The following is a 21,182-nucleotide window of genomic DNA, read 5'->3' as shown; positions in this document are numbered from 1 at the left end:
CGGTGCGTGCCGGATCAGGCGACGAAGCGGGTGCGGCGACGGCGGGCCAGCAGGTAGCCGCCCGCGCCGGCGGCGATCAGCAGCCCGCCGAGGCCGGCGATCAGCCCGGTGGGCACACCGGTGATCGGCAGCGACCCGTCGTCGCCGCCCCCGGTGCCGCCGGCCTGCTTCACCGTGATCTGCGCGGTGTCGTTGGTCGGGTCGAGGTCCTTGACCGGGCCGTCGCCGTCGAAGGTGTGCAGCTTCACCGTGCCGGTCCGGCTGCCGGCCCGGTCGATGCGCAGCGCGAACTCGAACGTCACCCGCTCGCCCTCGCCGATCGTGCCCCGGGCGGAGCACTCGTAGACCCGGGCGCCGGGCTTGCCGGGCTGCCACTCGTCCTCGTCCGGATCCACGCAGGACTTCGACACGGTCACGGCCGTGACGCCCTCCGGCAGCGTCACGATGGTGGCGATGTTGAGCCCCCGCTGGCCGTTGGGCCCGACGCGCGCCGGGCCGTTGTTGCGGTAGCCGACGGTCATCGGCACGGTGGCACCGACCGCGCCGGTGACCGTGGCGCCCTGCGCGGCGGCGTCGCCGCGCTGGTCACCGGCGACGGTCAGCGTGACCCGGGTCTCGTTGTCGACGGGGCTGGTGTCGGTCTGACCGGCCGCGCGCGCCTGCGCGCCGCCCGCCGGCACCAGCTTCAGGGCCGCGTCGGTGCCCTTGCGGCCGAACGGCTCGGCCGGCCCGTGCTGGGCCCGGAACTCCGCCCAGTCGGCCGGGGTGAACCACACGGCGAAGCTGTAGTGCAGGTTCGGGGCCCAGGCGTCGGCGGGGATCGTCCCGCCGAACGTCGGGTCCACCCGGACCGTCTCGCCGGGAGCCAGCTCGTCGTCGAAGATGCAGGCGAAGCTGCTGTCGTCGAGGGTCGGGTCGACGTACTCGCAGTTGCTGTAGCGCTTCCCCGGGGTGAACCCGTAGGAGCCGGACAGGTACAGCACCGCGCCGCGGGCGGTCGTCGTGCCCCGGTTCGTCACCACCAGCGGCACGTCGACCAGGGCGCCGGGCCGGCCGTCGAGCGGGAGCTGCCGGTCGGCGACGAGGTCGACCCCCTCGCCCGTGCTGACGGTCGACTCGTAGGTCGCCGTGCCCACGCCGGGCGCGGTCACCGTGAACGCCAGGGTGCCCTGCCGGCCCGGCTCCGCGCCCGCCCGCGCCGTCACCGGCAGGCTGACCAGGCTCGAATCCTCGCCGTCGTCGGTGATCGCGCAGGTGATGACGTCGCCCGCCGTCGTGCAGGAGCCCCGGTCGTCCTCGGCGACCTCGGCGAACGCGGCGACCGCGCTGCGGTCCACCCGCACCGTGTACGTGCCGAAGGCCCGGTCCGGCAGCGCGCGCAGCGAGACCCACCTCTGCGGGCCGCCGGGGGCGACGGTCACGTCGTTGGCGTAGAGCGTCACCTCGTCGGCCGGTGCGGCGGCGACGGCGGCGCCGGTGGGGGTCGCGACGAGCGCGCCGGCCACGGCCAACCCGGCGAGCCAGCGGCGGGCGGGGTGCGGGTGCATGGCGGTGCCTCCGGTCGGGAGGGCGGACGGGGGTGCGGTCAGGCTCTCACGGATTCCGCCGCCGTGGTGACCCGTACCGCGCTGCGGGATCAGCGCAGGTGACGCTATCGCCGCCGGTCAACCGGGTTGCCCGGCGTCGGCCGGAGGCCGTCGAGGAGGACCCGCAGGTAGCGGTCGGCCCGCTCGTCGGGCCCGTCGCCGATACGCACGGCGAAGGCCACGCCACAGAGGAGATGACGCAGGTCGTCCTCGGTGAGGTCGGGGCGCAGCGTGCCGGCCCGTCGGGCGTCGTCGAGCACGGCCCGCGCCAGCTCACCGAGTTCGGCGCGGCGGGCGGTGGTGCCGGGGTCGGCGTCCTGCTCCGGTTCCCCGGCGATCACCTCGGCGAACGCCGGGTCGGCCAGCTGCCGCGTCAGGAGCGCCCGCAGGAGGATCTCGACGCCGGTCCCCGGGTCGTCGTGGCGCCTCGCGGACCGGGCGTCGTCGAGCAGCGCGGTGAAGGTGTCCTCGGCGAGGGCCTCCAGCAGCGCGCGGCGGGTCGGGAAGTGCCGGTAGACGGTGCCGACGCCGGTGCCGGCGCGGCGGGCGATGTCGTTGTGCTGCAGGGACAGGTCGCCCGAGGCCACCGCGAGTCGGGCGGTCGCCAGCACCCGGTCGCGGTTGCGGGCGGCGTCGGCACGACGTGGTGTGGTCACCCCGCCAGCCTACCGAACCGGATTGACAATCCGCTTCAGGTGGCCTTGAATCGGATAGGTAATCCACTTAACTCCCGGGAGGGGTCCATGGCTCACGCCGCCACCTGGAACATCGCCGACCTGCGCGACCAGACCGGCCGCACGATCGTCGTCACCGGCGCCAGCAGCGGCCTCGGGGTCGCGATCACCCGCCACCTCGCGGCACGCGGGGCCCGCGTGATCATGGCGGTCCGCGACACCGGCAAGGGCGATCGCGTACGCGACCGACTGCGCGCCGAGCACCCGAAGGCGGACCTCGACGTCCGCCACCTGGACCTGCTCGACCTCGACACCGCGCGCCGCTTCGCCGCCGGCCTGCGCGCCGAGCGGGTCACCGTCGACGCGCTCGTCAACAACGGCGGCATCGGCAACGTGCCCCGACGGCTGAGCCCGCAGGGGGTGGAGAGCCAGCTCGCGACCAACCACCTTGGCCACTTCGCGCTCACCGGCCTGCTCCTCGACCGGCTGGTTGAGGGGCGCGACCCGGTCGTGGTCACCGTCGCCTCCGGCCTCTACCGGCTGGGCCGCCTAGACCTCGACGACCTCGCCGCCGAACGCCGCTACTCCCGGGGCGGCGCGTACGCCACCTCCAAGCTCGCCAACGTGCTCTTCGCCCTGGAACTCGACCGCCGCCTGCGCGCCGCCGGCTCCCCGGTGCGCAGCCTGCTCGCCCATCCCGGCGTGGCGAGGACCGACCTGGACCGCGACTCGCCGCCCCTGATCCGCGCCGTCGGAGCGGTGCTGAGGCTGTTCCTGAGCCGGCCGGCCGACGACGCCGTGACGGCGATCCTCTACGCCGCCACCGAGCCTGCGGCGCCCACCGGCCGCCACATCGGACCGGGTCGGCCGCCCCGCCCAGCCCGGCCGACGTTCGAGACGCTCGCCGGGGCGGCCACCGACCCCGACCTCGCGGCGCGGCTGTGGGCCCGCTCCGCGCAGCTCACCGGAGTGGACGTCCCGCCGGAGTGTTAGATGGGATCATGGACATCGTCGAGCGGCTGGCCGGGGCCTCGCGGATCGGGCTGGGGCTGGCGGCCGTCGGCCGGCCGGGCTACATCAATCTCGGCCGGGCCGCCGACCTGCCAGCCGAGCGCTCCGTCGAGGCGATGCGGGCCCGCGCCCACGAGCTGCTCGACCGGGCGTACACGGCCGGCGTCCGCTACGTCGACGTCGCCCGTTCCTACGGCCGGGCCGAGGAGTTCCTGGCCCAGTGGCTGCACGCCCGGCCGGAGGCGGACGACGTCGTCGTCGGCAGCAAGTGGGGCTACACCTACACGGCCGGGTGGCGGGTCGACGCCGAGGTGCACGAGACCAAGGACCACGGCGTCGCCACGTTCACCCGGCAGCTCGGCGAGACGCGGGCGCTGCTCGGCGCCCGCCTCGACCTCTACCAGATCCACTCGGTCACCCCGGACAGCCCCGCCCTGCACGACGCGGACCTGCACCGGCGGCTCGCCGACCTCGGCGCGCAGGGCACGGTGGTCGGGCTGTCGACCAGCGGCCCGGCGCAGGCCGAGACGATCCGGGCGGCGCTCGGCGTCCGGGTCGATGGTCGGCCGCTGTTCCGCAGCGTGCAGGCGACCTGGAATCTCCTGGAGCCCAGCGCCGGCCCGGCGCTCGCGCAGGCGCACGCGGCCGGCTGCCTGGTCATCGTGAAGGAGGCGCTGGCCAACGGCCGGCTCGCCGTGGGCGAGCACGCGCCCGGCGACGCCGCCGCGCTCGCGGCGGCGCTGCGCCAGCCGTGGGCGACCGTCGTGCTCTCCGGAGCCGCGACCGGCGACCAGTTGGCCTCGAACCTGCGGGCGCAGGAGTGCACCGGCGACCCCGACCGGTGGGCGGGCCTGGCCGTGCCCGCCGACCGCTACTGGGCCGACCGGTCGCGGCTGCCCTGGGCCTAGTCACTGGCCTCGCGCGGGTCGGGCCGCCCCGGCCCAGCCGCCGGTCTCGCGCGGGTCGGGCCGCCCCGGCCCAGCCGCCGGTCTCGCCCGGTCGCGGTCGTCGCCCCGGGCCTAGCCCTTCGCCTCGCGCGGTCGCGGCGGGTTCGCCGGGACGACCAGTTCCACCTCGTTCGCCTCCAGGGCGTCCCTCATCTCGGGTGCCGGCATCCGGTCGGTGACCAGGTAGTCGGCGACGCCCAGCTCCGAGACCTGGGCGAACAGCCGGCGGCCGAACTTGGACGAGTCGGCGAGGATCGCCACCCGGGTCGCGCGGGAGAGCATCTCCTGCATCATCGCGGCCTCGGCGAGGTTGCTCGTCGTGTAGCCGGCGTCGGCGTCGACCGCGCCGACGCCGATCAGCGCCAGGTCGCAGCTGACGTCCAGCTCGGCGCCGGTGTTGGCGCGGAAGCTGACCGGGCCGACCGTGGCCAGGGTGAGCGAGCGCACCGCGCCGCCGAAGATGTAGATGTCGCGGACGGCCGTGGCCGGCAGCGCGCCGGGCACCAGCAGGTTGTTCGTCGCCACCGTGAGGTCGCGGTGCTGGCGCAGGTTGCGGGCGAGCGCGAGCGTGGTCGTCCCGCCATTGATCATGATGGTCGAGCCGTCCTGGACCAGCCCCGCGGCCAGCGTCGCGATCTTCTCCTTCTCGCGTTCCTGGAAGGTGAGCCGCTGGTCGACGGCCCGGTCGGTGCGGGAGACCGTGGCGAGGCTGACGGCGCCGCCGTACGTGCGCACGAGGACGCCCTCGGCGCTGAGCTGGTCCAGGTCGCGCCGCACGGTGTCGATGGAGACGCCGAAGCGCTCCGCCAGCTCGCCCACCGTGACCTGGCCGGCGTCGGCGACGTACGCGGCAAGCTGGGCCTTGCGTCCGGCGGGCAGGTGGCGCTGCCGTTCGTCCCTGTCCTCGGTCACTGATCTCCCTCCATCAGTGCGGCAGTATGCCACAAATGCGGCCCACCCACGCGCATCGCCGCACAGAACAGCAGGGACCAGCTCGCCTCTGCAGGGCAGCCGAAGCGGTCCCCACCTGCGAACAAGCAGGGCATCAGCAGACCCTCGGGCCAGCCAGTCGACCTTGCAGCGCCGCACTATGCCGCACTCCGCAGTTTTCTGCTGTTCTTCTCTTGTCCCCATCCGTAACACGCTGCTAACGTGGCCGCCAACACAGCACAGAACAGAAAGATCTAGATATAGAAGGAGCCCGCCATGACGACTCGCGCTACCCGGCTGAAGCGACTGATAGGGGCGGTGACGGTGGCTGCAACGGTCGCCACCGTCGCGGCGTGCGGCTCGGGCGACTCGGGGGACGCCGCCGCGGACGGCACCGTCACGCTGGAGTTCGCCCAGTGGTGGGGTGCCGAACTCCCGGCCGGGGACTTTGACAAGATCATCAACGACTTCACGGCGCAGAACCCGAACATCAAGATCAAGCTGCTGAGCGCGCCGTACGCCTCCACAAAGCAGCAGCTCGTCACCGCCGCGGCGTCCAAGACGCTGCCCGACGTGGTCGGCCTCGACGGAGCCTGGGTCAACGACTTCGCCAAGCAGGGCGCGATCGCCGACATGTCCAAGCTGATGACGGACGCGAACTACGACTCCAGCCAGCTCGCCAGCCAGATCCAGCTCGACGGCAAGACCTACATGATCCCGGTCGTCAACTTCGTCTACCCGCTCTTCGTCAACAAGGACCTGTTGACCAAGGCCGGCGTCGCGGACGTGCCCGCCACGCGCAGCGAGTTCCTCGACGCGGCGAAGAAGGTCAGCGCCACCGGCGACAACGTCAAGGGCTGGGCGCTCCCGCTCGACACCGCCGTGCCCAACGGAATCCAGAACGACGTCATGTCCTGGCTGTGGGCCTCGGGCGGCAGCATGCTGACCGACGGCAAGCCGAACCTGACCAGCCCTCAGGTCAAGAGCACCGTCGAGTTCGTCAAGAGCCTCAACGACGCCGGCGTCATCGCCCCCGGCTCCCTCACCATGAAGGAGCAGGACAAGGTCGAGAAGTTCACCAACGGCCAGGTCGGCATGATGATCGACTCGCTCGCGCACATCAACCTGATCAAGAAGAACAAGCCGGACCTGAACTTCGAGGTGGCGGCCCTGCCGGCCGAGGACGGCTACACCGGCAAGCGCGGCATCCCGTACGCGTCGTGGGGCATCGGCATCTCCAACTCCACCAAGCACAAGGCCGAGGCGTTCAAGTTCGTCTCCTACCTGATGAGCCAGGAGACCAACGCGAAGCTGAGCACCATCGCCAACGGCTTCCCCGGCAACAAGAACGCCGAGCCCGACTTCAGCAACAGCGACCCGCTGTTCAAGTCGGCCTTCGACATCTACAAGCAGGGCTACCCGGCCAACGAGTTCGTCGGCCTGCCCAAGGCCGAGGACCTCATGCGCAGCTTCGACGAGCAGCTCCAGCTCGTGCTGACCGGCAAGCAGAGCGTCGACGACGCCCTGAGCAAGTCGCAGGAGTCCTGGACCTCGGTGATCGGTTAGTCCACCCGGGCGCCGCGCCGGTCCACCGGCGCGGCGCCCGACCAAGGAGACAGCGATGACATCCGCGCACGTCGAGCCCGTGACCGCGCCGCAGGGCGCGCCGCCGGCCGAGCGGGCCACCCCCGGCCGGGCCCGCGCCAACCCGGCCCGGCGCCTGATCCCGTACGCCTACCTGTCCCCCACGATCGTGCTGGTCGTGGTCCTGATGATCGTCCCCATCGTCATGGTGGTCGGCTACTCGTTCCGGGACAACGTGATCGTCCAGGAGAACCCGGTGTTCGTCGGGTTCACCAACTACGCCAAGGTGCTCACCGACCTGGACTTCCTGGCCGCGCTGAAGAACACCGCCGTCTTCATCTCGGTCAGCACCGTCGCCCACCTGGTCCTCGGCCTCGCCTTCGCGATGATGCTCAACACGCAGTTGCTGAGCGGGGTCACCAAGGCGATCTTCCGGATCGTCTACATCCTGCCCTGGCTGTTCACGATCGCGGTGATCGCCGTCATCTGGCGGCTGCTGCTCGACCCGGCCGGCGTGGTCAACTACGTGCTGCAGACGCTCGGCCTCGTGCAGGAGGGCGTGAACTGGCTCGGTGACCCGGGCACCGCGCTCTGGGCGGTCACGTTCGCCAACATCTGGTCCGGCTACCCGTTCTTCATGATCAGCCTGCTCGCCGCGTTGCAGGGCATCTCCGCCGACCTCTACGAGGCCGCCGCCGTGGACGGGGCCGGCCCGCTGCGGCGGTTCCTCAACGTGACGCTGCCGCAGCTGCGGCCGGTGATCGTCAGCATGGCGGTGCTCGACCTGATCTGGACCTCCCAGCAGTTCGCGCTGATCTGGATGATGACCGGCGGCGGTCCGCTGAACACCACCGAGATGCTCAGCACCTACACCTACAAGCAGGCCTTCAGCGAGTACGAGTTCGCGAGCGCCTCGGCCGCCGCCGTGATCGTGCTGCTGCTGACGATGGTCCTGGCCTTCTTCTACGTACGCCAGCAGCAAAGGGAGCGGTGAGATGGCAGGCGTCAAGCGGCGGCACACCCTCGCGAAGGCCGGCGTCGTCACGGGGCTCGTCCTCGGCGGGCTGTTCGCCGCCCTGCCGGTGCTGTGGATGCTCTCCACCTCGTTCAAGAGCAACGGGGAGGTCTTCCAGAATCCGCCGCAGTTGATCACCGAGGGCTTCTCGTTCGACGCGTACCGGGAGATCCTGGGCAACGGCGAGCAGCTGCGGTTCTTCCTCAACAGCTACATCGTCGCCGGTGCGGTGACCGTCCTGACGCTGCTGGTGGCCGTCCTGGCGGGGTTCGCGTTCAGCCGCTTCACGTTCCCGTTCCAGCGGACCATCAACGCCGTGATCGTCAGCGTCCAGGCGGTGCCGCCGATCACGCTGGTCATCCCCTACTTCGGGCTCGTCGTCGCGCTCGGCCTCTACAACACCTACGCCGGGCTGATCCTCACCCACATGGTGTTCACCCTGCCGTACGCGATCATCATGACCACCGCGTACCTGAACACCCTGCCCAAGGAGCTGGACGAGTCGGTCAAGGTCGACGGCGGCACCGGCTGGACGGCGCTGTGGCGCATCCTCGTGCCGATCTCGGTGCCCGGCCTCATCGCGGTCGGGGTCTACACGTTCATGATCTCGTGGAACGAGTACCTGTTCGCGCTGACGCTGACCCGCACCAACGACATGCGCACGGTGCCCATCGGCATCCAGATGCTCATGGGCCAGCACTCGTACGAGTGGAACCAGATGATGGCGATGAGCATCCTCGGCTCCATCCCGGTCCTCGTGCTCTTCCTCCTCTTCCAGCGGCGCTTCATCGGCGGGCTCACCGCCGGCGCCGTGAAGGCCTGACCACACCCTCTGCACTAAGGAGTAACACCGACATGCTGACGACCGGCAAGGCGATCCTGGACGTCGCCAACGAGCACAGCTTCGCCGTGCCCGCGTTCAACATCAGCGACTGGGCCATGTTCCGGGGCATCGTGGAGATCAGCGAGGAGAAGAACGCTCCCCTGATCGTCGGGATCCACCCGGACGAGGTGCGGCACATCGGCCGCGAGATGATCACCGGCATCATCGAGCGCGCGCACAGCTCGACCGTCCCGATCGCGATCCACTGGGACCACGGCGCGACCTACGAGCAGATGCTCCAGGCGTTCCAGTACGGCTTCACGTCCGTGATGATCGACGGCTCGCTGAAGCCGTTCGACGAGAACCTCGCCATCACCAAGAAGGTCACCGACTCCGCGCACGTCCTGGGCGTGTCGGTGGAAGGCGAACTGGGCACGATCGGCGGCAACGACAGCTACGCCGAGGCCGGCGCGGCCGAGATCATCTACACCGACCCGGACGACGCGGTCACCTTCGTGAAGACCACGGGCGTCGACAGCCTCGCCATCGCGATCGGCACCTTCCACGGCTTCTACCCGGCACACCTCAAGCCGGAGCTGAAGCTCGACCTGCTCAAGGAGATCAAGAGCCGGGTGGGGATCCCGCTGGTGCTGCACGGCGGCTCCGGCAACCCGGACGACGAGATCCGCGAGGCCGCCCGGATCGGCATCAACAAGATCAACATCTCGACGGACATCAAGGTCGCCTACCACGACAAGATGCGCGAGGTGCTGGGCAGCGACTCAAAGGTGCGCGAGCCCAACGCCATCCAGCCCGCCTGCCTCGACGCCATGAAGGAGGTCGCCGCGCACAAGATCGACCTGTTCGGCGCCACCGGCAAGGGCTCGCTCTACTGACATGGCCGACGCCTCCCGGGTGGTCCTCGGCCTCGGCGGCTGCGTCGACCAGGAGCTGACGCTCACCGCCGACGTCCTGGAACGGCTGGTCACCGACTACGGCATCGCCGCCGCCGAACTGGCGGCACCGCCCAGCGCGGTACACGGCGAGCGGGACCTCGTGGTGTCCATCCTCGGCTACGTGGCCCGGGGCCGGGGCGGCGAGCACTTCGTCGCCGCCGCCCCGGCCCTGGAGACCTTCGCCGGCCGGTTCCCGCACCGCACGACCCTGGGCGGCACCTCCGTGCGGGCCGGGATCCTGCTCAGCCGGCTGGGCGTGCCGTCGACGCTGCACCTGGTCAGCGTCAACGACACCGTCCGGCGGCTGCTGCCGGCCGGCACCGCGTACGTCTCCAGCGGCGTCGCGGACACCTACCATCCCCACCTGATCGTCCAATATCACCAGGGCCTGCGGATCCGGGCCGGCGACATCGACGTCACCGCGCCGTTCCCCAACCGGCTGATCTACGTCAACGACCCGGCCAACGGCGCGCTGCTGCTCACCGGCGACCTCGGCGACCGGCTCGGCCACGCCGACGTCTTCCTGATCTCCGGCTTCAACGCCATGCGCGACGCGGCCGAACTCGACCGGCGGCTCGCCGAGCTGCGCGCCCACATGCGGCGGCTGCCGCCTGCGGCGGTGACCTACTTCGAGGACGCCGCCTACCACGAGCCCGGCTTCAGCCGCCGGGTCCGCGACGCGCTGCTCGACGCGATCGACGTGTACGGGCTCAACGAGGACGAGCTGCAGTCCTACCTCGGGCGCCCGGTGGACCTGCTCTCGGCCGACGAGGTCGCCGACGCGCTCACCGCCGTGCACGCCCTCGTCCCCGCGCCGACGCTGGTGCTGCACACGAAGTACTGGGCGGCGGCCCTCGGCGCGAACGCCCGGCGCTACGCCGACGCCCTCGACACCGGCACCCTGCTGGCCGCGACCCGCTACGCCCACGGCGACGACTTCACCGACGCCGACGTCGACCGGCTGCGCCGGCAGCCCCGCCGGCCCGAGTCCGTCGCTTTCGCCGCCGCGCTGCACGAGCGGCTCGGCGACCGGGTCCACTGCGTCCCCGGGTTCGCCCTCGACGTCGCCAGCCCCACGACCATCGGCCTGGGCGACACCTTCGTCGGCGGCTTCCTCGCCGCGCTCGTCCGCCAGGAGGAACGATGACCATCGAGGCGCTGCCCGCCAACCAGCCCGAGACGTTCTACCGGGGGGACGGCCGGATCGCGCGGTTCCGCGACGCGCCGGCGCTGCCCGACCGCCCCGAGGACTGGGTGGGCTCGGTGACCAGCCGGTTCGGGCTCGCCCCGGCCGGGCTGTCCACCCTGCCCGACGGGCGGGTGCTCGCCGAGGCCGTCGCCGCCGACCCGCACTGGTGGCTCGGCCCACGCCGCGCCGACACCGGCGTGCTGGTGAAGCTGCTCGACGCCGGCCAGCGGCTGCCGCTGCACGTGCACCCCGACCGCCGCTTCGCCACCGCGCACCTCGCCTCCCCGTACGGGAAGACCGAGGCATGGGTGATCGTCTCCGCGCGCCCCGACGCGTACGTCCATCTGGGTTTCGCCCGCGACGTCGCCGCCGACGAGCTGGCCGGCTGGGTCGCCGGCCAGCAGGTCGACCGGATGCTCGCCGCCACCAACCGGATCCCGGTCGCGGCCGGCGACGCGATCCTCTGCCCGGCCGGGCTGCCGCACGCGATCGGCGACGGCATCCTGCTGGTCGAGGTCCAGGAGCCGACCGACTACTCGGTGCTGCTGGAATGCGAGGGCTTCGGCCTGACCGAGGGGCACCTCGGCCTCGGCTACGAACTGGCCCTGAGCTGCGTCGACCGGGGCGCGTGGACGCCTGCGCGCCTCGCCGGGCTGCGGGGTGACGGGGCGCGGCTGCTGCCCCAGGCCGCCGACGAGTTCTTCGCCGCCCACCGGGTGCGCGGCGGCGACCGCCTGGCGCAGGGCTTCGCCGTCCTGGTCGTGGTGGCGGGCGCGGGGCGGCTCACCGGCGAACGCGACGACGTGCCGGTGCGCCGGGGGGACACGCTGCTGGTCCCGTACGCCGCTGGCCCGCTGCGGCTCGACGGCGCGGTCGAGGCGATCCGCCTGGCGGCACCCGCCGCCTGAGCCGCGGCGCAGCTGCGGCGATCTCGTCGACGACGGGCTGATTCACTCGTAGTGGTAGCGGCACTGCGCGATCTGCACGGTGTCGTCGACGATCCGATACACCAGGCGGTGTTCCTGGTCGATGCGTCTCGACCAGAATCCCGACCAGTTGCCCCGGAGTTGCTCCGGCTTCCCGATGCCCTGGTGGCCGTTGCGCCGGATGTCCTCGATCAGGGTGTTCACCCGCTTGAGCATCGGGCGGTCCCGCTGCCAGGCCTGGTAGTCCTCCCACCCTCGGCTGGCGAACTGGACCTTCACGCCGCCGACGCCTCACCTGCACCGGCATCGGGGTCGATCAGGTCGTGCATCTCCCCGCCCCCGTTGCGCAGCTCTTCGACGGCCTCGTTCAGGCGGCGCGCGTTGGCGGGGCTGGCCATCAGGTACGCCGTCTCCTTCAGCGACTCGTACTCACGCAGCGAGATGATGACGGCGGCCTCACGACCCGACCGGGTGACGACCACCTCCTCGGCGTCGTCCACCACATGGTCGAGCAGCTTGGCGAGGTTCTGCCGGACCTCCGAGTAGGGGACCATGCGCATGATGCCTCCCTGGCGTGGTGTACAAGAAATTGTACAACGAGGCGGCGAGGTCCGAACCCGTTTGCCGGCCCCACCGGGCTCCCCTACTCTTTCCCTCGGCACCTCCCGGTGCGCAGGCAACGGCTACTTCCGCTTCCAACGGGGAGACGCGGGTTCGAATCCCGCCACCGCCTCTCGGCGGTGTCGACCAGCGGCCCAGGTCACCTTGGCCCGCGAGGGCCGGTCGCCGTCGCCGCTCTGATCTCGGGAGGCGTCGTCACGCCGCACACCCGGTGCGCAGGCAACGGTTACTTCTCGGATCCGCGGGTTGGGGGTTCGAGTCCCCCGCACGCCCCGGCGTGCTAGCTCAACCGGACAGAGCAGCGGACACAAGTCCGTCGCCGACTGACGATCTCGGGTGTGCGGTGTGCCGGTGTCTCCCCGCCTTCGACCGACACGGGGGACGCGATGGCCAGGTTCAACCTCAAGCTGCCCCGGCACCGGCCCGGGGCCGACCGCCCGGCCGCCGAGGCCATGACCGCCGAGGGCGCACCGGGGTTCCTGCGCGGGCAGCGGGCCGAGCTGTTCCTGCTCGCGGTGTCCAACATGGTCGGCACCGACACCTTCTACGAGGCCGCCGCCGACCGGGACGCCCGGTTCCGTGAGCTGGTGGCCGCCGTCGCGGTCGCCGACCCCGACTGGTTCGCGCGGTTCGTGCCGTGGCTGCGCACCGGCGCGCTGCTGCGGTCGGCGTCCGTGGTGGCCGCGCTGGAGGGCTCCCGGGCGCAGGTCGCGGCCGGGGTGCCCGGCTCCCGGGCGGTCGTGGGGGCGGCGTTGCAGCGCGCCGACGAGCCGGGCGAGGCGCTGGCGTACTGGCTGGGCCGCCACGGCCGGGCCCTGCCGAAGCCGGTCAAGCGGGGCGTCGCCGACGCCGTCGTGCGGCTCTACCACGAGCGCAGCCTGCTCAGGTACGACTCCGACGGCGACGCCGTGCGGTTCGGCGACGTCATCGAGCTGACCCACCCGGTAGCGCGGGACGCGCGGCAGGGCGACCTGTTCCGGCACGCCCTCGACCGGCGACACAAGCGCGACAACCCGCTGCCGGAGTCGCTGACCGTGCTGGCGGCCCGGGCCGAGCTGATGGCCCTGCCCGTGCAGCGGCGGCGGGAGGTCACCGACCCGGCGGTGCTCGGCGCGGCCGGCATGAGCTGGGAGGCGCTCGCCGGCTGGCGGCAGGCCCCCATGGACGCCGCCGCCTGGGAGGCGATCATCCCGACCATGGGCTACCTGGCACTGCTGCGCAACCTGCGCAACTTCGACCGGGCCGGCGTCGGCGACGCCGTCGCCGAGGCGGTGGCGGCGAAGCTGACCGACCCGGGCGAGATCGCGCGCTCGCGCGTGCTGCCGATGCGCTTCCTGTCGGCCCACAACGCCGCGCCGAGCCTGCGGTGGGCGTACCCGCTGGAGCGGGCGTTGCAGCAGGCGCTGGCGAACGTGCCTGCCCTGGACGGCCGCACCCTGATCCTGATCGACACTTCGGGGTCGATGAACAGCACGTTCAGCCGGGACGGCACGCTGCGCTGCTGGGACGCGGCCACCGTGTTCGGTCTCGCGCTGGCCGCCCGCGCCCGGGACGCGACGGTGGTGTCGTTCTCCCACGCCAGCCGGGTGTTCCCGGCCGTGGCGGGCGAGTCGGTGCTGGCGGCGGTGCGCCGGTTCCGCGAGGGCGGCTACTTCTACGGCGGCGGCACCCAGACCGAGCAGGCCATCCGGCGGCACTACGCCGGGCACGACCGGGTGGTCGTCCTCACCGACGAGCAGGCGCACTGGCACGACGCCCCCGATGTCACGGCCGCGGTGCCGGCCCACGTGCCGACGTACACCTGGAACCTGGTCGGCTACCGGGTCGGGCACGCGCCGACGGTCGGCAACCGGCACACGTTCGGCGGCCTGTCCGACGCCGCGTTCGCGATGATCCCCCTCGTCGAGGCCGGGTCCCGCGACCGGTGGCCGTTCTGAGCGGCGCGAAACGAGGGCGGGCCCCGGTCGATCGTCAGCGATCGACCGGGGCCCGTTGGTTGGAGCGGCGGATCAGGCCAGGTCGAACCGGTCGAGCTCCATGACCTTGGTCCAGGCCGCGACGAAGTCGGCGACGAACTTCTCGCGCGCGTCCTCGCTGGCGTAGACCTCCGCGAGGGCGCGCAGCTGGGAGTTGGAGCCGAAGATGAGGTCGACCGCCGTAGCGGTCCACTTCACCTGGTCGGTGGCCAGGTCCCGGATCTCGTAGACGTGCTCCTCGGACTCCGACGCCTTCCACCGGGTGCCCGGGGAGAGCAGGTTGGTGAAGAAGTCGTTGGTGAGCACGCCCGGCCGGTCGGTGAGCACGCCGTGCGCGGTGCCGCCGACGTTGTTGCCGAGGGCGCGCAGGCCGCCGACGAGGACGGCCATCTCCGGCGCGGTCAGGTCGAGCATGTAGGCGCGGTCGACGAGCAGCACCTCCGGCTGGGTCTTCTCGCCGGGGCGCAGGTAGTTGCGGAACCCGTCGGCGCGCGGCTCCATGACCCGGAACGACTCGACGTCGGTCTGCTCCTGCGAGGCGTCGGTGCGGCCCGGCCGGAACGGCACGGTCACCTCGACGCCGGCGTCGCGCGCCGCCTTCTCGACGGCGGCCGAGCCGGCCAGCACGATCAGGTCGGCCAGCGAGATCTTCGCGCCACCGGCGGCGTTGAACTCCTGCTGGATGCCCTCCAGGGTCGCCAGGACCGTCGCGAGCTGCTCGGGCTGGTTGACCTCCCAGCTGCGCTGCGGTTCGAGGCGGATCCGCGCGCCGTTGGCCCCGCCGCGCTTGTCGGTGGAGCGGAAGCTCGCGGCCGACGCCCAGGCGGTGGAGACGAGCTGGGCGGTGGTGAGGCCGGAGGCCAGGACCTTCGCCTTCAGGGCGGCCACGTCGGCGTCGCTCACGACGTCGTGGTCGACGGCCGGCACCGGGTCCTGCCAGAGCTGGGCCTCCGGCACCCACGGGCCGAGGAAGCGGCTGACCGGGCCCATGTCGCGGTGGAGCAGCTTGTACCACGCCTTGGCGAAGGCCAGCGCGAACTCGTCGGGGTGCTCCAGGAAGCGGCGCGAGATCTTCTCGTACGCCGGGTCGACGCGCAGCGACAGGTCGGTCGTCAGCATCGTCGGCTTGTGCTTCTTCGCCGGGTCGTGGGCGTCCGGGATGATCGCCTCGGCGTCCTTCGCGACCCACTGCTTCGCCCCGCCGGGGCTGGTGGTCAGCTCCCACTCGTAGCCGAACAGGATCTCGAAGAACCGGTTGCTCCACTGCGTCGGCTTGTCGGTCCACGTCACCTCGAGGCCACTGGTGATCGTGTCGCCGCCCTTGCCGCTGCCGTGGGTGCTCAGCCAGCCCAGGCCCTGCGCCTCCAGCGGGGCGCCCTCCGGCTCGGGGCCCACGTGGTCGTCGGCGACGCCCGCGCCGTGCGTCTTGCCGAAGGTGTGGCCGCCGGCGATGAGGGCGACGGTCTCCTCGTCGTCCATCGCCATCCGGCGGAAGGTCTCGCGGATGAAGTGCGCCGCCGCGGCCGGGTCCGCGTTGCCGCGGGGGCCCTCCGGGTTGACGTAGATGAGGCCCATCTCGGTCGCGCCGACGCCGGGCGTCATCTCCTTCTCGGAGGCGTAGCGCGCGTCACCGAGCCAGGTGTCCTCCGGGCCCCAGAAGATCTCCTCGGGCTCCCACACGTCCTCGCGGCCGAAGCCGAAGCCGAAGGTCTTGAAGCCCATCGACTCCAGGGCCACGTTGCCGGCGAGCACGAGCAGGTCGGCCCACGAGATCTTCTGGCCGTACTTCTGCTTGACCGGCCAGAGCAGCCGGCGGGCCTTGTCGAGGTTGGCGTTGTCCGGCCAGCTGTTGAGCGGGGCGAACCGCTGGCCGCCGTCGCCGGCGCCGCCACGGCCGTCCTCGATGCGGTAGGTGCCCGCCGCGTGCCAGCTCATCCGGATCATCAGGCCGCCGTAGTGGCCGAAGTCGGCCGGCCACCAGTCCTGCGAGGTGGTGAGGGTCTCGACGATGTCCCGCTTGAGGGCCTCGACGTCGAGCTTGGCGAACTCCTGGGCGTAGCTGAAGTCGGCCCCCAGCGGGTTGCCCTTGGGCGACTGGGCGTGCAGGACCGACAGGTCGAGCTGGTTGGGCCACCAGTCGCGGTTGGTGCGGGGACGACCGCCCGTCTTCGGCGTCGGCGAGTCGATCGCCGGGTTCTCGCTCTCGCTGCCCTGCGCGGTGACGGAGTCGTGCGCGACCGGGCAGCCGGCCGCCTCCTTCTTGTCCACGCCTTGGGCGCTGACGGGCGCGTTGTCCTGGGTGTCGCTCATCGGTTTCCTTCCGGACTGGCTGGTCACTGGGCGGTGCGTTGGGTTGGCTGGGCGGTGCGTGCGGTCGCGCAGCCGGGGCAGGTGCCCCAGTAGACGACCTCTGCCTCGTCGACGTCGAAACCGTGATCGTCGGAGGCGGTGAGGCAGGGTGCATGGCCGACGGCGCAGTCGACGTCGGCGATCGCGCCGCAGGAGCGGCACACGACATGGTGGTGGTTGTCCCCCACCCGGCACTCGTACCGGGCGGTCGCGCCGGCGGGCTGGATGCGCCGCACCAGGCCGGCGTCGGTGAGCGCCCGGAGCACGTCGTAGACCGCCTGGTGGGAGACCGTGGGCTGGTCGGCCCGGACCAGGGCGATCACCGTGTCGGTGTCGACGTGCGGGTGGTCGCGCAGCGCGGCGAGCACCGCCAACCGGGGCCGGGTCACGCGCAACGAGACCGCCCGGAGCTGGGTCTCGAAGTCGGGCGTCACCCCCCGAACCTAGCTCACTGTTCTGGAATCAATCAAGTTTTCCGTCGACTCAACCCGCATATTTCGCCGCAGATCCATCCGCCGGCCACCCGCCCCGCCACGACGGTGGCCCCCGCAGCGTCGCCGTTGCGGGGGCCACCGTCGTGGCTGCCGGGGCCCCGGCTCACCGATCGGCGATGCCGTACTGGTTGGCCAGGTGCCGGACGTAGACGAGCACCCCGACCAGGAGCCCGATGTCGTCCAGGTAGATCGGATCCGGCAGCAGGTCCAGCGGGCTGAGGGCATAGACCACGCCGGTCCAGAAGGCGATCTTTCCCTTGACCGGCATCAGGTCGCTGCGGATCAGCGATCCGACCCGGACCAGCTTCACGAACAGCACTATCGACACGACCAGCAAGGTGATCAACGTGATCGCCAGCGCGACCAGCAGCAGCACCATCGACGTCCGCACAGTCCCTCTCCCTCCGTGGGCTCCTGCGGCCATCCGATCCGACGCCCGGCTTCCCGCGAAAGGCGCGCCATGCTGCGATTCCGCTTCCGGCCCGCTTCCGATGGCCGGCGCGCCGGGCACCCGGGAGCCACCGCCCCCGGCCGCCACGCGGTCCTGCGCCGACCGGGTCCGGTGCTGCCGGCTCAGCCCGACGTCGTGCCCAGATGGATGAAGCCCGACCAGGCGAACGGCTTGACCCAGCGCGGTCGCATGCTCAGCTCGCGCAGCTTCGGGGGCATGGTGCTGGGGGCGAGACGGTCAGGGTCCAGCATCCACAGCTGGGTGGCCCGCAGCGCGGCGGCCGGGGGCAGCCCCCGGTCGCGGAGGAAGTGATGGACCATGAACATGGCGAGCGAGGTGGCGTCGTCGTAGACGGCCCAGAGGCTGCCGACCACCGACCGTGCGCCGGCCACCAGGAAGGCGGTGGCCAGGCTGAACGCCTCGTCGTAGTCGGCGCCGGTGAGGCCGGTCTCGCAGGCGGCGAGCAGCACCAGGTCGACCAGCGCCGCCCGGTCCCGGCCCAGATCGAGCAGTTGCCCCGCGGTGAGGTGCTCGCCACCGGCCAGCTGGAGCCGCGACTCCCACGGCTGTTCCACCTCGACCGTGCCGTGACAGCCCAGGTGCAGCAGCCGCCGCTGCCCGCCCGCCGGTCGGGCCAGCCAGTCCCGCAGGCGGGCGACGGAGGCGTCCGGCCCCACGTGCAGCGGCAGGCCCGGGTAGAAGGCGTCCCGGACGGCCCTCGCCTCCCCGCCGACGCCCTGGTCCCCACCCGGATCACCGATCATCAGGGCATCGGGGAGCCGACGGTGGTGACCACCGACGACCGGCTCCGCGCCCTGGCACAGCAGGCGGGCCGACGGGACGTAGGAGATCTCCAGATCCTGCACTGCGTAGCGCGGCACGCCCCGGTCGAAGCGGCGGGCGGCGTGCCAGGGCACCACCCCGAGCGGGCCCATCGGCACCAGACCGATCCGGGGCACCGGTCCGCCCCGCTGCCGGCGCAGGTGTCGCATCAGCGGGTCCATGGCGGCCCGCCACGCCCAGTCGCAGAGCGACTCCAGGTGGTCCCGCCAGCGGACGGCCGCCTCGGCGCTTCGCTCCTCCGGCGCGTTCTGGCGTTCGCGCAGCGCCCGCAGATAGTCCCGCAGTTCCCCGGCCCCGCTGCGCAGTTCCGCGCTGCCCAGCACCGTGACCGCACCGTCCGCCGGCACCAGCACCAGCAGCCCGTCCTGCCGGCCCGGGCCGGGGACGAGATAGGCCAACAGGTCGAGCCGCTGCGCGCGCAGGGCGGCGCGGATCTCCGTCAGGGACGGCGGGTCGAGCAGGGCCACGGCGGCGCCCGGCGGGACGCCCGGCCGGTGGGACCCGGCGACAACCTCGCTCCCCGCCGGTTGCTGGCCCGGCTCGATGCCGGTCAACACCCGTAGCACCTGGTGCCGCAGGTCGTCCGGGACGATCCCCGCGTCCGGCGCGCCCGCGCCCACGACAGCGGCTGCCGCGTCGGTCGCCCGGTCCGCCTCCTCCCATCGCCGGGCCAGGTCGCTCCGGCCGGCCGCCCGCAGCATCGCCGGCACGGACCGCGCGGCGGTGCTGGCGTAGAGCACCAGGCCCCGCCCAGCGTCCAGGGCCCGGACCGCGTCGTCGAGGGCGCCGTCGTGGACGCACTGCACCGCCGTGTACACCGCCTCCGCGGCGGCCCGCGCCGCGGCGGTGACGGCGTGCTCGGTCCGCGCCTGCAACAGGGTCTGCCAGGCGTACCCGCGCAGCACGGCCAGTCCCAGTTCCCGGGCTCGGCGGCGGTCCGCGTCAAACCCCCGGGAGCGCAGGCGCAACGCCTCGGCCAGCCGCCGGACGACGGCCGGCCAGCGGGCGGCGTACGGCCCGCCGACGACGCCGAGCGCCCGCTCGCTCTGGCGCACCGCTTCCGCGGCGTCGGCGCGACGCCGGGTGAGCCGGGCAAGGTCCAGTCCTATCTCGGCGAGCAGCTCCACGGCCGGTTCGATCACCGCCGTGCCGGCGGAGGGGTCGTCGAGCAGCCGCTCCACCTCGACGGCCAGCTGCCGCAGCACCGTGGGATCGCCCCGGTCGGCCGTCCAGCGGCCGATCACCCCCGACAGGACCATCAGCTGGCCGAGCACCGGCACGGCCGGCTGCGCGCTGGTGGCGGCGGGTCCCGCGTCGGTGTCCACCGGCGCGGTTCCGGCCGGCCGGGTAGCGCCGCGGGCCGGCGGCCCGCCCAGTCCCGGTGCGGGGCGGGCCGGCGCGCCCCAGATCCCGAGAAGCGACTCGAGCATGTCGACCAGCAGCCGGCTCTCCTCGTCGGCGGGATTCTGCTCCGCCATCCGCCGGGCGTCGTCGAGAAGCCGACGTACCAGTTCGGGGCTACGGTCGGCCCGGCGCAGGTCCGTGATCATGGCGGCCAGTCGACCGATGGCCGGGTCGGCGCTGTCGACCAACGCCGCCTCGGCCCGGTGCTGGGCCGCCAGGTCACCGGACCGGTGGGCGTCCAGCAGGACCAGAGCCGGCAGCACTTCCCCCGCCAGACCCGAGAGCTCCCGCCCGAGTTCGCCGGATTCGTCGGTGATGCCGGCTCGCAGCAGCCGGTCCAGATCGTTGGCGCCGGCGTAGGGATCAGGCTCGCCCGGGACGGCGCCCATCGCATCGAGCAACCGCTGCCCGGTGGCCAGGCCGAGCCGGACGTTCGCCGGCAGGTCCTTCGCCCGGCGGCCCTGGTCGTGCAGCTCCCGCCAGACCGACGGCGCGAACAGTGGACGCCGCTGGAACCAGAACGGGAGGGCCGCCAGCGCCAGCACGGCGGCCAGCCAGTCGCGCGGATCGGACGGCTTCGCCGCCCGCCACGCCTGGTACGCCTCGGTGACCGCGGCCGGCCGGGACCCCACCACCGTCTGCCAGTCGGGGCCCGAGAGCATGAGAGTCAGCCGCCGGAAGTGCAGCTCCAGGACGCCCCGTGGATCGGACACGGCGGCCTCGGCCAGCCCGGCCTCGGCCAGCCGGATGCCGGCCTCCCGCAGCTCCGGCCGGTCCGTCTGGCTGTGCAGCTCGCCGCAGAGCTGGGCCAGCGCCCCGGCGAACCACAACCGTTCAGCCGGCTCCATCAGCGTCACGGCCCGGTCGACCGCAGCCAGCAGCGTGGGGCCCTGCGGCGGAGCACCGGTCAGCACCAGCGCCCAGGCCAGCTGCGCAGCGCCGAGGGCGACCACCGGTTCCGGCGGCAGGGACCACACCGGGCCGGCCAGCAGCTCCACCGCCGAGCGCAGGTCCGCCGCCTCGGGTTCGCCCACGATCAGGGCGAGCCCGAGGTGGAGGGCGGCCATGTCCCGCTCGGGTCCGGCGGGCAGCGCGGCGCAGGCGCTGCGGTGTCCGAGCAGCTCCGCGCGGAGCGCTGCGGCCTCGGCGGCGTCGTCGTCGGCCAGGGCGACGTAGCGGTGGAACAGCTCGACCACCTCGGCCAGGAGGGTGGGCCCGGCCCGAGCCGGGCCGGTCACGGCGTGCCCGTCGAGGCGTCGGCGGACTGCACCACCTCGACGGCGAGCCAGACGGTGAGCGCCACCAGGGCGAGCAGGGTGAGGACCTGGACGACGATAAGCACGGCCCGGCCGCTGCGGTAGCCGGGTGGGATCGGTTCGGTGGACATGTCAGCTCCTGTGGTC

19 protein-coding genes are annotated in these 21,182 nt (G+C 72.6%); 9 read left to right on the top strand and 10 right to left on the bottom strand.

Annotated features, from left to right (window positions below):
- Nucleotides 1-14: 14 nt before the first annotated feature.
- Together ACVMYR_RS27055 and ACVMYR_RS27050 are read right to left on the bottom strand one after the other, a co-directional pair.
- Complete coding sequence (locus ACVMYR_RS27055) at nt 15-1,547, bottom strand: cell wall anchor protein (RefSeq protein WP_457123092.1); 1,533 nt, start codon at nt 1,545-1,547, stop codon at nt 15-17.
- A 104-nt stretch (nt 1,548-1,651) separates the two neighbouring features.
- Nucleotides 1,652-2,242 (bottom strand): TetR/AcrR family transcriptional regulator, encoded by a 591-nt coding sequence (locus ACVMYR_RS27050; protein WP_218107098.1) that lies wholly within the window; start codon nt 2,240-2,242, stop codon nt 1,652-1,654.
- A gap of 87 nt (nt 2,243-2,329) precedes the next feature.
- Here ACVMYR_RS27050 and ACVMYR_RS27045 point away from each other — a divergent pair, with 87 nt between their 5' ends.
- Nucleotides 2,330-3,253: an oxidoreductase gene (locus ACVMYR_RS27045; protein WP_457123091.1), complete on the top strand. Its 924-nt coding sequence runs from the start codon at nt 2,330-2,332 to the stop codon at nt 3,251-3,253.
- 8 nt (nt 3,254-3,261) lie between these two features.
- On the top strand, nt 3,262-4,179 hold the full coding sequence (locus tag ACVMYR_RS27040; RefSeq protein ID WP_457123090.1) for an aldo/keto reductase: 918 nt from the start codon (nt 3,262-3,264) through the stop codon (nt 4,177-4,179).
- Between the two features lie 111 nt (nt 4,180-4,290).
- Here the strand turns inward: ACVMYR_RS27040 and ACVMYR_RS27035 are convergent, their stop codons facing one another.
- On the bottom strand, nt 4,291-5,130 hold the full coding sequence (locus ACVMYR_RS27035; protein ID WP_043962664.1) for a DeoR/GlpR family DNA-binding transcription regulator: 840 nt from the start codon (nt 5,128-5,130) through the stop codon (nt 4,291-4,293).
- Nucleotides 5,131-5,424: 294 nt separating this feature from the next.
- Between ACVMYR_RS27035 and ACVMYR_RS27030 the strand changes: the two genes are divergently transcribed.
- Genes ACVMYR_RS27030 through ACVMYR_RS27005 form a run of 6 tightly spaced genes read left to right on the top strand, consistent with a single transcriptional unit; the run spans nt 5,425 to nt 11,623 of the window.
- Nucleotides 5,425-6,714, top strand: coding sequence for an ABC transporter substrate-binding protein (locus tag ACVMYR_RS27030; protein WP_363628180.1), 1,290 nt, complete (start codon nt 5,425-5,427; stop codon nt 6,712-6,714).
- A 55-nt stretch (nt 6,715-6,769) separates the two neighbouring features.
- Nucleotides 6,770-7,726, top strand: coding sequence for a carbohydrate ABC transporter permease (locus ACVMYR_RS27025; RefSeq protein ID WP_457123089.1), 957 nt, complete (start codon nt 6,770-6,772; stop codon nt 7,724-7,726).
- A gap of 1 nt (nt 7,727) precedes the next feature.
- Nucleotides 7,728-8,570, top strand: a complete 843-nt coding sequence (locus ACVMYR_RS27020; protein ID WP_077936964.1) for a carbohydrate ABC transporter permease — start codon at nt 7,728-7,730, stop codon at nt 8,568-8,570.
- Between the two features lie 32 nt (nt 8,571-8,602).
- Complete coding sequence (locus tag ACVMYR_RS27015; protein WP_077936963.1) at nt 8,603-9,466, top strand: ketose-bisphosphate aldolase; 864 nt, start codon at nt 8,603-8,605, stop codon at nt 9,464-9,466.
- 1 nt (nt 9,467) lies between these two features.
- A complete protein-coding gene (locus ACVMYR_RS27010; RefSeq protein ID WP_457123088.1) occupies nt 9,468-10,673 on the top strand; it encodes an ADP-dependent glucokinase/phosphofructokinase in 1,206 nt (401 codons plus the stop codon).
- Nucleotides 10,670-11,623, top strand: a complete 954-nt coding sequence (locus ACVMYR_RS27005) for a class I mannose-6-phosphate isomerase (protein WP_457123087.1) — start codon at nt 10,670-10,672, stop codon at nt 11,621-11,623. The genes ACVMYR_RS27010 and ACVMYR_RS27005 overlap by 4 nt, the downstream gene beginning before the upstream one ends.
- Before the next feature lie 42 nt (nt 11,624-11,665).
- Here ACVMYR_RS27005 and ACVMYR_RS27000 read toward each other — a convergent pair whose 3' ends face one another.
- Both ACVMYR_RS27000 and ACVMYR_RS26995 read right to left on the bottom strand, forming a co-directional pair.
- A complete protein-coding gene (locus ACVMYR_RS27000) occupies nt 11,666-11,920 on the bottom strand; it encodes a Txe/YoeB family addiction module toxin (protein ID WP_077936960.1) in 255 nt (84 codons plus the stop codon).
- Complete coding sequence (locus ACVMYR_RS26995) at nt 11,917-12,201, bottom strand: type II toxin-antitoxin system Phd/YefM family antitoxin (RefSeq protein WP_077936959.1); 285 nt, start codon at nt 12,199-12,201, stop codon at nt 11,917-11,919. The genes ACVMYR_RS27000 and ACVMYR_RS26995 overlap by 4 nt, the downstream gene beginning before the upstream one ends.
- Before the next feature lie 447 nt (nt 12,202-12,648).
- Here ACVMYR_RS26995 and ACVMYR_RS26990 point away from each other — a divergent pair, with 447 nt between their 5' ends.
- Nucleotides 12,649-14,199, top strand: a complete 1,551-nt coding sequence (locus tag ACVMYR_RS26990; RefSeq protein WP_077936958.1) for a TROVE domain-containing protein — start codon at nt 12,649-12,651, stop codon at nt 14,197-14,199.
- 72 nt (nt 14,200-14,271) lie between these two features.
- Here the strand turns inward: ACVMYR_RS26990 and katG are convergent, their stop codons facing one another.
- The 5 genes from katG to ACVMYR_RS26965 all read right to left on the bottom strand — a co-directional run bounded on the left by katG (nt 14,272) and on the right by ACVMYR_RS26965 (nt 21,166).
- Nucleotides 14,272-16,548 carry a catalase/peroxidase HPI gene (katG, locus tag ACVMYR_RS26985; protein WP_457123086.1) on the bottom strand — a complete coding sequence of 759 codons (2,277 nt, stop codon included), beginning with the start codon at nt 16,546-16,548 and terminating at the stop codon, nt 14,272-14,274.
- Between the two features lie 23 nt (nt 16,549-16,571).
- Nucleotides 16,572-17,021: a Fur family transcriptional regulator gene (locus tag ACVMYR_RS26980; RefSeq protein WP_043962656.1), complete on the bottom strand. Its 450-nt coding sequence runs from the start codon at nt 17,019-17,021 to the stop codon at nt 16,572-16,574.
- 163 nt (nt 17,022-17,184) lie between these two features.
- Entirely contained in the window at nt 17,185-17,472 is a 288-nt protein-coding gene (locus ACVMYR_RS26975) for a YkvA family protein (RefSeq protein WP_144082590.1), read from the bottom strand.
- A 182-nt stretch (nt 17,473-17,654) separates the two neighbouring features.
- A complete protein-coding gene (locus ACVMYR_RS26970) occupies nt 17,655-21,017 on the bottom strand; it encodes a CHAT domain-containing protein (protein WP_457123085.1) in 3,363 nt (1,120 codons plus the stop codon).
- Nucleotides 21,014-21,166, bottom strand: coding sequence for a hypothetical protein (locus tag ACVMYR_RS26965; protein WP_158229397.1), 153 nt, complete (start codon nt 21,164-21,166; stop codon nt 21,014-21,016). The genes ACVMYR_RS26970 and ACVMYR_RS26965 overlap by 4 nt, the downstream gene beginning before the upstream one ends.
- Nucleotides 21,167-21,182: the final 16 nt, after the last annotated feature.

It is taken from the genome of Micromonospora sp. PTRAS2 (assembly GCF_054052245.1).
The sequence above is the reverse complement of the archived record's forward strand: the minus strand, read 5'-3'. Positions and strand labels throughout refer to the sequence as shown.

Bases quoted from the DNA above. Each gene is read 5' to 3' on its own strand.
- ACVMYR_RS26990 (WP_077936958.1), top strand. From the start codon at position 12,649: ATGGCCAGGTTCAACCTCAAGCTGCCCCGGCACCGGCCCGGGGCCGAC.
- ACVMYR_RS27020 (WP_077936964.1), top strand. From the start codon at position 7,728: ATGGCAGGCGTCAAGCGGCGGCACACCCTCGCGAAGGCCGGCGTCGTC.
- ACVMYR_RS27005 (WP_457123087.1), top strand. From the start codon at position 10,670: ATGACCATCGAGGCGCTGCCCGCCAACCAGCCCGAGACGTTCTACCGG.
- ACVMYR_RS26995 (WP_077936959.1), bottom strand. From the start codon at position 12,201: ATGCGCATGGTCCCCTACTCGGAGGTCCGGCAGAACCTCGCCAAGCTG.
- katG (WP_457123086.1), bottom strand. From the start codon at position 16,548: ATGAGCGACACCCAGGACAACGCGCCCGTCAGCGCCCAAGGCGTGGAC.
- ACVMYR_RS27055 (WP_457123092.1), bottom strand. From the start codon at position 1,547: ATGCACCCGCACCCCGCCCGCCGCTGGCTCGCCGGGTTGGCCGTGGCC.
- ACVMYR_RS26965 (WP_158229397.1), bottom strand. From the start codon at position 21,166: ATGTCCACCGAACCGATCCCACCCGGCTACCGCAGCGGCCGGGCCGTG.
- ACVMYR_RS27010 (WP_457123088.1), top strand. From the start codon at position 9,468: ATGGCCGACGCCTCCCGGGTGGTCCTCGGCCTCGGCGGCTGCGTCGAC.
- ACVMYR_RS27030 (WP_363628180.1), top strand. From the start codon at position 5,425: ATGACGACTCGCGCTACCCGGCTGAAGCGACTGATAGGGGCGGTGACG.
- ACVMYR_RS27025 (WP_457123089.1), top strand. From the start codon at position 6,770: ATGACATCCGCGCACGTCGAGCCCGTGACCGCGCCGCAGGGCGCGCCG.
- ACVMYR_RS27045 (WP_457123091.1), top strand. From the start codon at position 2,330: ATGGCTCACGCCGCCACCTGGAACATCGCCGACCTGCGCGACCAGACC.
- ACVMYR_RS27040 (WP_457123090.1), top strand. From the start codon at position 3,262: ATGGACATCGTCGAGCGGCTGGCCGGGGCCTCGCGGATCGGGCTGGGG.
- ACVMYR_RS27015 (WP_077936963.1), top strand. From the start codon at position 8,603: ATGCTGACGACCGGCAAGGCGATCCTGGACGTCGCCAACGAGCACAGC.